At 73.5% G+C, this 11,222-nt stretch carries 7 protein-coding genes; 2 read left to right on the top strand and 5 right to left on the bottom strand.

The genetic code is table 11. The annotated features are described in order from the left end of the window. The coding region (locus tag ACTWPW_RS60580; protein WP_443174470.1) for an alcohol dehydrogenase catalytic domain-containing protein at window positions 1-570 on the bottom strand (570 nt) is incomplete at its 3' end. Window positions 571-757: 187 nt separating this feature from the next. Continuing rightward, window positions 758-1,339 (bottom strand): TetR/AcrR family transcriptional regulator, encoded by a 582-nt coding sequence (locus tag ACTWPW_RS60575; RefSeq protein ID WP_375112717.1) that lies wholly within the window; start codon window positions 1,337-1,339, stop codon window positions 758-760. A 410-nt stretch (window positions 1,340-1,749) separates the two neighbouring features. Here ACTWPW_RS60575 and ACTWPW_RS60570 point away from each other — a divergent pair, with 410 nt between their 5' ends. Together ACTWPW_RS60570 and ACTWPW_RS60565 are read left to right on the top strand one after the other, a co-directional pair. Then, entirely contained in the window at window positions 1,750-2,706 is a 957-nt protein-coding gene (locus ACTWPW_RS60570; protein WP_443174469.1) for an NADP-dependent oxidoreductase, read from the top strand. 472 nt (window positions 2,707-3,178) lie between these two features. Further along, window positions 3,179-5,977 (top strand): ATP-binding protein, encoded by a 2,799-nt coding sequence (locus ACTWPW_RS60565; protein ID WP_375112719.1) that lies wholly within the window; start codon window positions 3,179-3,181, stop codon window positions 5,975-5,977. Between the two features lie 42 nt (window positions 5,978-6,019). Here the strand turns inward: ACTWPW_RS60565 and ACTWPW_RS60560 are convergent, their stop codons facing one another. The 3 genes from ACTWPW_RS60560 to ACTWPW_RS60550 all read right to left on the bottom strand — a co-directional run. Continuing rightward, a complete protein-coding gene (locus ACTWPW_RS60560; protein WP_375112720.1) occupies window positions 6,020-6,205 on the bottom strand; it encodes a hypothetical protein in 186 nt (61 codons plus the stop codon). A 153-nt stretch (window positions 6,206-6,358) separates the two neighbouring features. After that, the gene (locus ACTWPW_RS60555; protein WP_443174468.1) at window positions 6,359-8,536 is read right to left on the bottom strand and encodes a peptidase domain-containing ABC transporter; all 2,178 of its coding nucleotides are present in this window, start codon (window positions 8,534-8,536) and stop codon (window positions 6,359-6,361) included. A gap of 53 nt (window positions 8,537-8,589) precedes the next feature. Then, window positions 8,590-11,222 (bottom strand): type 2 lanthipeptide synthetase LanM family protein (locus ACTWPW_RS60550; RefSeq protein WP_443174467.1); only part of this gene is annotated, 2,633 nt, incomplete at its 5' end.

Below are 11,222 nucleotides of genomic sequence, written 5' to 3'. Positions count from 1 at the left end.
AGACCGGACCAGGTCGCGGTCGGCAGGGGCGGCGTCCGCGACGACCCGCAGCCCGTCGGCCTTCGCCAGCTGCATCAGCATGCCGCCGACCGCGCCGACCGCGCCGGCCGCGCCGGTGATCGCGAGCGTCTGGCCGGGTGACAGGGCGAGCAGGTCGAGCGCCAGGCGCGCGGTGAGACCGTTCAACGGCAGGGTCGCGGCCTCGGCGTGGCCGGCGGCGGCCGGCGCCCTGGCCACCCAGGAAGCGGGCAGGACCACGTGCTCGGCGTACGCGCCGCCGCCGGGGCCGTTCGGCATGACCATGGCCATCACGCGGTCGCCCACCCGCAGGCCGGTGGCGGTGCCGGGGCCTATCTCGTCCACGACGCCCGCGGCGTCCTGCCCGGGGATGTACGGCGGCGGCACGCCGGGCAGGCGAACCTGTCCGGCACGCATGAGCGTGTCCGCCGGATTGACCGCGGCGGCGTGGACGCGGATGCGTACGCAGCCGGGTCCGGCATGCGGCTCAGGCACCTGCACCACCTGCAGGACCTCGGGTCCGCCGAAGCCGAACGCGCCGACGGCCCTCACCGCCGGCTCCTGAACGCGCCCGGCCGATCGGCCACTCGCGCAGCGGGAGCCCTGAGCGCCCACGGAGTGTCCCCGGCCTGGATGTCGGAGCGGCGCTGCAGCGTGTCGCTGTGGTCCATGGCATGGCCTTCCTGGCTATCGACGGCAAATATCTTGAATGTTCGTTACAGATTAAGGGCGTGAATCATCAGTCAAGGCAGCTCAGGGCTGCCTCCACGATGCTCATCAGGTGCCGTCGATCGGGGTTGATCGCCCCCGTGACACGCAACCCATGAATGAGCGTCATGATGAGCCTCGCCGAGTCCCGGGGGTCGCGGATGCCGACCGGCTCGCCGCGGGCCTGGGCCGCCGCGATCACCTCGGTCAGCTCGTCCTCCAGCAGTGAGGTCGTCGCCCCCACCCGCGTGGCCACCTCGGGGTCGTGGCACAGCCGCTCGGTCGCGGCGCTGACGATCAGACAGGCCTGCTCGCGCCCGTCGCGCAGGATGGTCTCCACCAGATCGACCAGGATGTCGCGGATCAGCTCCCGTGCCGGGGTGCCGCTGCGCAGCAGGTCGACCAGAGGGAGCGCGTACCGCTCCCGGTAACGGTCAAGCACCGCCCGATACAGGCCCTCCTTGCTGCCGAACGCCGCATAGAGGGAGCCGCGGCCCACCCCGGTGGCGTCGACCAGGTCCTGCACCGAGGTGCCCTCGTAGCCCTTGTGGCGGAAGACCGACATCGCCGCTTCCAGCGCGGCCTCCGTGTCGAACTCCCTCACCCGTGCCATGCAGCGCAGATTAGTCTTATCTGGAACGAACAGTCAATTTTCCGCTCGGCGCTCGCTCCGGCATCGGCAGCGCACAGGCTCGAACCGGGCGGGGAAGGCCGGGGGCCGCCTGCTTCGACGCGCCCCACCGAGGGGTGGCCAGGCCGCCCGATCCCCGTGTCACAGCCCGGGGCGGGGCCGCTGGAGAGTGTTCGGAATGCTGGACTCGCCCGTGAGAGTGACTTTCCGAGACACGGGGGGATATGGCGGGGGCGGGTCCACGCTCCCGTGGAATTCTTGGCCCCATGCGGGTGGACGATCGGCACCAGGCGTCCGGCTCTGGCGACACCAGCGGTGGCCGGGCCCGGCCACTTCCCTGACCGATCGGTAGCGGGCCGGCGCGGCCGCAGGGCTCACAGGAGGAGTACGTCATGACGGCGACCATGCGGGCGATCGTCCAGCACGCCTACGGCGGGCCGGAGGTGCTGCAGCTTACTGAGGTTCCGCGGCCCGAACCGGGGGTCACCGAGGTGCTGGTACGGGTGCATGCCGCCGGGGTCAACCCGATCGACGGCAAGACCCGCGCCGGCGGCGGCTTCGCCCCCCAAGTGGGCTCCCCGCCGTTCATCCCCGGCTGGGACCTGTCGGGCGTGGTGGAGGAGATCGGCTACGGCGTCACCCGCTTCCAGCCGGGCGATGAGGTGTACGGCATGCCGATCTTCCCGCACCGTGCCGGCACCTACGCCGAGTTCGTCGCAGTACGCTCCCGCCAGATCGCCCGCAAACCCGCGAGCCTGTCCCACGTTCAGGCCGCTGCCCTGCCGCTGGCAGGGCTGACCGCCTGGCAGTCCCTCATCGACACCGCCCACGTAGGGCCCGGCATGCGCGTACTGATCCACGCGGCGGCCGGCGGCGTCGGCCATCTGGCGGTACAGATCGCCCACGCGCGAGGCGCGTACGTGATCGGCACCGCCCGCGCCGCCAAGCACGACTTCGTGCGCTCACTGGGAGCCGACGAGATGATCGACTACACAGCCGTCGCGTTCGAGGACACCATCGAGCCCGTGGACGTGGTGCTCGACCTCGTCGGCGGCGACACCCGCCGCCGCTCACTGGAAGTGCTCGCCGAAGGCGGACTGCTCATCCCGCTGCCCCGCGGGCTGGACGTCTCGCAGGAGGCGGCCGAGCGCGGCCTGCGAGTGGCGCCCGTCATCGTCGAGCCCGACTACCGCGGCCTGGAACACCTGGCCGACCTGGCCGACTCCGGAAAACTGAAGATCAGCGTGTCCCGGCAACTGCCGCTGGCACAGGCCGCCCAGGCGCACCGCCACATCGACGCCGGAGGCGCCACCGGCAAGACCGTCCTCACCGTGATCCCCCCGAACTGACCGCGGCGCTCGGAAACATCGGCCCCCTGCCGGAATCTCATGTACGCAGCGACCGCACGCCTGGCCGCCGCAGCTTGCTGGTGCCCGTCACTTCGAGCGCAACTCAGCGACGAGCTCAGCCGCGGCCTCATCAACGAGTACCGGTCGCCAGCTGAAACCACTGAGAATCGGGCCGGTCAGGCACCGAATCCGCTGATGTGCCGGTTCTTGGCCAGCGAGATCTCATCCCCTCGATGTGCCCGGCCGCCTCGGCCGGCGGCACGTCCGCCGTCCGCTACGCGCTCGTCAACGGCGCCGCCGCCAGGCTTCGGCGAGGCGGACGGGGCGGGAGGGGGGCGGCGATGCCTCCTCACCCAGTGGTGACCGGAGCGCCACAACCCGATCCATGGCCTTGTTGCACGCCAAGTCATCCACCAAATGGTCAAAAACCGCTAACCCGCAAAAGCCCGCGCGCGTGCGATGATCACGAGTCATGGCGCAGCGGTTGATCGGACGTCAAGCCGAAGCCGCCAGGATGGCCAAACTCCTGGCGCCCGAGAGGAAGCCATCGTTCGTAGCGGTCAGCGGGGAGCCGGGAATCGGCAAGTCGCGGCTGCTCGCGGCGTTCGCCGAGGTGGCGCACGACAGCGGAGTTCCGACGATCAAAGGTCGGGCGACGGAGTTCGAGCGCAGCGTGCCGTTCGGGCTGTGGCTCGACGCGCTCGCCCACACCGAGCGGCACGCGGGCGCGTCCGCGCCGCTCGCCCGGGCGCGCGAGGCGCTGCTCGGCGGAGCGCATCCGTCCGGCACCGGCATCGAGCGCCACCGCGGCCACCGCCGGGTGCGCGCGCTGCTGGAGCAGGCCGCCGAACCGGCCGGGCTGCTGGTGCTCCTCGATGACGTGCAGTGGGCGGACGGCGGGTCCGTGGAGCTCCTCGACCATCTCGTACGCCATCCTCCCGACGCCCACGTCGTGATCTGCATCGTGCACCGCACCGGTTCCCTGTCCGGCACCCTGATCCGCTCCCTGGGCGCGATGAACCCGCCGCCCGAGCGCTGGACGCTGGGCCCGATGTCCGGCTCCGACCTGGCCGACTGGCTGTCCGCCGAGCCCTCCCGCCCGCGCAGGGAGAAGCTGGCGGCGGCCAGCGGCGGCAACCCGCTCTTCCTGGAGATCCTCTCCGAGATGGAAGGCGACATCGACATGCGGGACATCCCCGCCATCGTGGACCGGGCCGACGTGACGACCGGGCTGCAGCGGCTGATCGCCGCCGAGCTGGAGCATCTCGATGCCGTGCCGCGGCTGGTCGCGCAGGGGCTCGCCGTGGGCGGCGACGGCGCGGGCAGCGCGCTCGTGGCCGCGGTGTGCGAGCTCGACCCCGCCACCGTCGAGGCCGCGCTCGACCTGCTGGTCGTACACCGGGTGCTCCGCTCCGACCTCGGCTTCCGCCACCCGCTGATCCGGGCGGCGGCCTACTACATGGCCGGCCCCGCCTGGCGCATCGCGGCGCACCGCCGCGCCGCCGAGCACCTCGACGCGCACGGCGGCTCCCTCATCCAGCGCGCCGGCCACATGGAGCACGCCATCCACCCCGGCGACCTCGACGGGGCGCGGCTGCTGTGCGACGCCGCGCAGATGACGCTGGCCACCGTCCCCACGACCGCGATCCGGTGGGTACGCGCCGCGCTCAAGGCGTTGCCCGCCGAGCCGGGCTACGATCCCCTGCGCAACGAGCTGCGCCTGATCCTGGCCGAGGCCCTGCGCACGACGGGCCGGCTGGACAAGAGCCGGGCGCTGCTGCGGGATCTGCTCCGCGCCGACCACGACCAGCACGACCATGTCGTGGAGCTGCTCGCCTCCACCGAGCGGGCGCTCGGCCTGCTGCCGGAGGCACGCGCCGTCCTGCTGTCCGAGCTGTCCAGGGCGGAGGCCGAAGCCGGGCCCTCGGTACGGGCGGAGCTCATGGTGGAGCTGGCCGCCACGGAGCTGCTGGACGGCCGCTGGGACGCCGGCGGCGAACGCGCGGCGCAGGCACTGCGGCTGATGGACGCGGGCACCCGGCGGGGCGTCTCCGCGGTGGCGTACACGCTGCTCGCGGTGAGCAAGCTCTACCGGTGCGAGTTCCGCGAGGGGTGCAGGCTGCTGGATCGCGCGGCGGCGGTCACCGACGCGCTGAGCGAGCCGGAGTTGCACTCCGACCTGTCCATCATCGCGCCGCTGGCCTGGGCCGAGTTCCTCGTCGACCGCCACGACGACGCGTTGCGGCACGTGGACAGGGGCATGCGGGTGGCCCGCCGATCCGGCAGGCAGGACGTCATCCCGCTGATGTCCGTCGTGCGGGTGGCCAGCCGCGCCCGGCTCGGGCAGGTGGCCGAGGCCATGAACGACGGCTACGAGGCCGAGGACATCATGCAGTACGCGGGCGGGCCCGATCTGGTGACGTTCGTGCGCGCCGCGCTGTCCAGGCCACTCCTGTGGCGGGCGGGACCTGAGCGGGCCACCGCGCTCGTCGAGGAGCTGCTCACCGGGCACGCCGTTCGCTCGGCCTGGTGGCGCGGCATCGTGGACAGCACACTCGCCGAGGTGCTGATGTCGCTGGACCGGGTCGAGGCGTGCAGGCGGCTGCTGGCCGCACGGGTGCCGACCGACCCCGTCGGGTTCGGGCCGCACGCGCCGTCCACGTTCGCCATGCGGGCCCAGGCCGAGGCGACCGCCGGCGACCTCGGCGCGGCGGCCGAGTGGCACGGCAGGGCCGTCGCGGTGGCGGCGTCCGGCGCTCCCCCGGCGCAGCAGGGCTCCGTCCTGCGGGCCGAGGCCGTCATCGCGCTGGCGCGGGAAGACCATCAGCACGCGGCGAGCACCGCCGGCGCCGCGGTGGACATCTTCGCCGCGACGGGGCTGATGATGGGAGAGGGACAGACGCGGATGCTGCTCGGCGAGATCAAGACGCGCCTCGGCGACCTCCGCGGCGGGCGACAGGAGATCGGGCACGCCAGGGAGCTGTTCGCCACGTGCGGCGCGTCCTGGCTGGCCGATCAGGCGGACAGGCAGCAGCGGCGGATGAGCGCGCGGCAGCCCCGGCGATCGGGAGGGGGCGCCGCCGAGCTGTCGCGCCGGGAGCGGCAGATCGCCGAGCTGGTGGCGCGGGGTCTGACGAACCGCCAGATCGCCGAGCAGCTCTACCTGAGCCCGCGCACCGTCGAGTCGCACGTGGCACAGGCGTTCCAGAAGCTCGGGGTCACCACCCGGGCCGCTCTGGCCCACCTGATGTCCGGCGACCAGCGCCGGTAGCGGCGCACGCACCGCCACCGGCCTGGCGCGGGAGCAGCCCCGCTAGCAGCCGAACCAAAGCGACGGGTTACAGCCGGTGGGGAGCGTGCAGATGAGGAACGTGCATCCGAGGGTCGGCACGGCCGGCGCCTCCTTGCCGCCGTACTCCGGTAGCACGATCTCGCCCGCGGGAGAGCCCGGGCCACCCTCGCCCGACTTCCACTGCTCGACCAGCGTGAAATTATCCATCAAGCACCTCCTGTATCCCTGGTGTGAGCTGGGTGGGACGCCATCGGCGCCACCCGTCCGGGCACCGGCCGCCGGGCCGGTCCCGGGACGTCGTCGCTGTCGCCTCCTCCTCTCCTCCGTCCCGGCGGGTTCTCCGGTGTGCGACGCATCACGTCAGTCGCCCCCCGCGGGCCATCCGCCCACCGGCGTCGCGGCCGGCGCGTCACCGAACAGCTCCCGGTACGGTCCGGGCGCCGCCGCCAGCTCCTCGTGCGTGCCGCGGGCCACGATCCGGCCCGCGTCGAGCATGACGATCTCGTCAGCGTTGCGGATCGCGCTGGGCCGGTGGGAGATGACGATCCTGGTCACCCTCAGCGCCGAGAGCGCCGCGTCGACCCGCCGCTCGGTCTCGGGGTCCAGGTGGCTGGTGGCCTCGTCGAGGATGAGCAGCCGGGGCTTGTGGACCAGGGCACGGGCGAGAGCCACCCGCTGCCGCTGCCCGGCCGACAGCGCCGCGCCGCCCTCGCCGACCGCCGTCTCGTACCCCATCGGCAGCCGCGTGACGTCGGCGTGCAGCCCCGCCATGTTGGCCGCGGCCACGACGTCGGCGTCGGCCGTGTCAGGGTCGCCGAGCGTGATGTTGTCCCTGATCGAGCCGTTGAACAGCGACAGCTCCTGCAGCACCGCGCCGCAGCCGCGGCGCAGCTCGCCCAGGTCCAGCTCTCCGACGGGCACGCCGTCGTGGCGCACCTCGCCGCTGTCCGGCCGCAGCAGCCCGAGCACCAGCAGGGCCAGGGTGCTCTTGCCCGACCCCGTACGTCCGACGACGCCGAGCTTGGCCCCCGCGGGGACGTCGAAGGTGACGTCGTCCAGGACCGCACGGGTTCGCGGCCCGTACCTGAACGTGAGCCGCCGCGCCGCCAAGGAGGTCGGCCGTCCGGCGGGCAGCACCAGCGGCCCGCTCGCCTCGGGAGCCGAGTCCAGCACGTCGTAGATGCGCTCGACCTGCCCACGCAGCATCGACAGGAGCTGAACCACGCCCACGAACCCCTGCAGAGGCGCCAGCACGGACAGCCCGAGCGCGTTGGCGGCCAGCATGGTGCCCAGGGAGAGCTGTCCGGAGAGCACCAGCCAGACACCGCCGCACAGCAGCGCCAGCGGGGCGAGCAGGGTCAGCGCGGCATGCGCGCCCTCGAACCAGGCGGTCGCCACGCCCCTGCGGATCATCGCCGCCTGGTAGGCCGCGAACAGCTCACCCCAGCGCAGGCGGGCCCGCGCCTCCACGCCGTTGGCCTTGACCGGCAGCATCGCCTGGAGCGCCTCGGCCAGGTAGCCGTACTCCTCGGTGCGGGCGGCCAGCTCGTCGCGGGAGAGCGCCCCGACGCGGCGGTAGGAGCCGAGCGTCACGCAGGCCTGCGCGGCACCCAGCAGGCCGATGGCCAGCGCGTACCAGGGTGACAGGAACGCGAGCGCGGTGACGTACCCGGTGAGGAGCACCGCGTCGAGGCCCAGCGCGAGCACCTGCTGGGTGACGGCGTCCCGGCCGGCCGACACGCTGCTCAGCCGCATGAGCAGGTCACCGCGGCTGCGTTGCAGGAAGAAGTCCAGCGGCAGGGACAGCAGGTGGGCCACGAACCGTCCGGTCAGCCGCCGGTCCGCGCGGGCGCGCAGAGCCAGCAGCAGTCGCGAGCGCACCAGGGTGAGCAGCCCGTACGTCAGCGCGGTGCCCAGGACCGCGGTGGCGAGCACGGTGAGCAGGTCGTCACGCCCGGCGGGGATCACCTGGTCGACGACCACCTTCGTCGCCAGCGGCAGCGCGAGCCCGAGCGTCTGCAGGGCGGCGCTCAGCAGCAGGACGACGGCGAGCAGCCGTCGCCCGCCCGGCACGCCGACGAACTCGCGCAGGTACCGCACCATGACGGGCCGGGCACGCGCGGCCCGCCGCTCGAAGCGGGGGCCGGGCGTGAGACTGATCATCACGCCGCCGTACTCCTGCGCGAACGCGGCGCGGGTGAGGCGGCGGTGACCGGCACGCGGGTCGGCGATCTCCACGTGGCCGTCCGTCACGTTGGTCACGACGACGAAGTGGTGCCCGCTCAGGTAGGCGATGGCCGGTTCCGGCAGCGGCCCGGCGAACGGCTCCGGGCCTCGTTCGACGCTCGCCCGCAGGCCGTGGTGCTCGGCGCCCGCCACCAGCGCGGTGACGGGTACGCCGTCCCTACCGGGCCGCAGCAGCTCCCTGCACTCGGCGACGTGGGTGTCCCTGCCGTGGTAGGAGAGCACCATCGCCAGGCAGGCCGCGCCGCACTCGTTCATGGTCAACTGGCGGCGGAGCGGGACACGACGGCGCACCGGGCGACTCCTTTCGTGGTCGGGACTGCTCTCGTGGTCGGGCCTGCTTGTGGTCAGGACCGCTCTCGTGGTCGGGCCTGGAGGAGCAGGACCGACGGCACCCGCGTGGGGAAGGCGTGGCGCAGGAGGCCGTGGCCGATCCCGGCCAGGCCGGTCATCAGGCCGGGGATCGGCACGGCGACGGGCGTGCCGCAGCGGGGGCCGGCGGCGAGCTGGTCCAGGACGATGGCCAGCCTGCGATCGCGCTCCGAGGTCAGCTCGGTCCGGCCGGCGGCGATGGCGGTGGTCAGGAGGTCGAGGTTGCCCAGCTCGCCATGGCACAGGCTGTGGCCGGTCGAGCCGGGAGCAGTGGCGAGGTAGGAGGCCAGGGCCCGATCGAGATCCCCCGCGAGCGACGCGGTGTCCGCACCGGGCCACCCGGGGTCGCCGGAGGGTCGCGTGGCGTGGCGGAAGAGCAGGTCGGCGCGGGACAAGCCGATGCCGGGGGCGCCGTGGCACCACGCCTGGACATGTCCGGGGTCGCCGCCGAGCGTGTCGGGCTTGTCGCGGTGGTCCGGCCAGTTGCCCAGGCGCGGATCGAACTGCGCGCGCTCGTACTGGAAGGCGGCGTCCGCGGTGCGCGCGTAACGCCGCTCGCCGGTGGCGATCGCGTAGCGGGCGAGGGCCCAGCCGATGCCCGCGGCCCCGTGGGAGAAGCCCGTCAGGGGGTGTACGGCTGGGACGCCGCCACGCCAGGCCACGCCGCGGTCCTGCCGCTCGGCGGTCTCCACCAGCCGGTCGGCGCTCGCTCTCGCCAGCCGTGCCGCGATCGGCAGGCCGGTCGCGTCGAGGATCGCGAGCGACGCGGCCAGTGCGCCCGCGGCCCCGCCGACGACGTCAAGCGCCTCGTCGCGGGCGATCGCCGGAACCACGGCGGCCAGCAGCGGCTCGACCGGCCCGACGAGATCTCCTTCACCCAGCACCGGCCCCAGGCGGGCCAGCGTGTACGCCAGCCCCAGATACCCGTCGAACGGCCCGCACGACAGGCCGTCGGGCGGGCCGGCCGGGTACGAGGTCACCTGGTCGGCGGCGGTCACCGCTCCGGACAGCGCCCGCCTGGCCAGGTCCGCGTAACGCTGCTCGCCCGAGAGCGCGGCGAGCTCCCCGAGGAAGAGCGCCACCCCTGTCGTGCCGCTGTAGAGGTCGAGCCCCAACGGCCTGATCGCCCACCGGTTCTCCGCCACGGGTTCGATGCCGAGCCAGCTCACGCGCTCGCCGGCGGCGTGAGCGAGCTGCGCCAGGGAGTCTGCGATCCCGTACGCGGCCTCAAGCGCCCGGCCGGGATCGGCCTCCGTGAGAGACCGATCCGTGAGAGACCGATCCGTGGGAGACCGCGTCGTGGGCGGGTCGGGGATCGGTTCCGGGGCCGGACGGTCCGAGCGGGTCGCCATCGACGCCTGCACGACCCAGTCCTGCACCGCCAGATCGTGCTCCCCCATTCCGGCGATCTTCGTCCGGGTGTGCGCCAGGCTCTCCTGCCCCAGCATCTCGGCGAACCGGACGCCGCGGCCGCCCCACACGCTCCTGGACCCCGGCCGGGTCGTGAAGAGAGGGATGTCGCCCGCCCAGAGGTCCGCGATCTCCGTCTCGACGAGCCGCAGCAGGGCCGGGTCGTCCGTCGAGGCCGCCCACAGGTGGTCGAGCACCCTGTCCCGGTCCAGCGCGTCGCGCATGACGTTCGGATGTGTCGACTCCAGCAGCAGCGTCCCGTAGAGCTGCGTCGCCCGCATCACCACCCGGACCGTGTCGCCGGCGAACGCGTCCAACAGCCCGTCCAGCTCGTCCCGTCCGGCGGCGATGGCGCGGTAGGCGGTGCGGAAGCCTTCGCGCAATTCCTGTGCGAACTGCCCGGGGCCGACCGCCCGCCCCGCCAGCACCGGCCGGTTCCTGCTGCCGGGAAGCACCTCGTGCTCGCGGGTCAGCCGCATTTCGTCCGTCCCGGCTTCCGCCCACCGCACGGTCTTGTACGGGAGCACAGCCCCGGCGTCCCCGCCGACGCCGCCGAGGTCGGCCGCGCCGCCGTCCTCGCTCCAGACGACGCTGGGCAGCAGGCCCACCCGCGCGACCGACTCGTCCAGCGCCGTCAGGGCCGGGTCGGGGCGCGCCCGCTCGTGGACGGCCGGATGCAGGATCGCCTCCAGGTCCACCAGGAGGGGCTGGTCGCCGCAGGCGATGAGGTTCTCGAAGTGGAAGTCGGCGCCGTCCAGGGCGTGCAGCAACGCCAGCAGCGCGCCCTGCCTGCGGTGGAACCGCGCGACGCCGTCGCGGTCTTCGCACGGCGCGTGCCGCGCGAACTCCAGCCAGCCGTACGCGCCCCGGTCGAGGACGGCCAGCGTCCGCAGCCCGTACCCGGGCAGGCGGCCGTCGAGCCAGCGGATGGCGTCGTTGGCGTGGCGATGTGCCGCGAGCGGACGCGGCTTGTACACCAGCCGGGCGCCGCTCTCGAAGGCCAGCAGCCCCACGGAGCGCCCGCCCTGATGCGCGTCCCCCAGGCCGCCCAGCTCCACGGAGCGGAGCCGCCCCAGGTCGGCGCCGCCGAAGACGCGGGCGACGATGCGGGCTCGGTCGGACTCCAGACGTTCCAGCAGCTCAAGGACGGTCTCGACGGCCTGGTCGGTGGCCTGGGCGAGGAGCCGGGCGAGCACCA

It is taken from the genome of Nonomuraea sp. KM90, assembly GCF_052246675.1.
Taxonomy (GTDB): domain Bacteria; phylum Actinomycetota; class Actinomycetes; order Streptosporangiales; family Streptosporangiaceae; genus Nonomuraea.
This window is presented reverse-complemented; position numbering and strand designations above follow the sequence as displayed.

Bases quoted from the DNA above. Each gene is read 5' to 3' on its own strand.
- ACTWPW_RS60575 (WP_375112717.1), bottom strand. From the start codon at position 1,339: ATGGCACGGGTGAGGGAGTTCGACACGGAGGCCGCGCTGGAAGCGGCG.
- ACTWPW_RS60560 (WP_375112720.1), bottom strand. From the start codon at position 6,205: ATGGATAATTTCACGCTGGTCGAGCAGTGGAAGTCGGGCGAGGGTGGC.
- ACTWPW_RS60570 (WP_443174469.1), top strand. From the start codon at position 1,750: ATGACGGCGACCATGCGGGCGATCGTCCAGCACGCCTACGGCGGGCCG.
- ACTWPW_RS60565 (WP_375112719.1), top strand. From the start codon at position 3,179: ATGGCGCAGCGGTTGATCGGACGTCAAGCCGAAGCCGCCAGGATGGCC.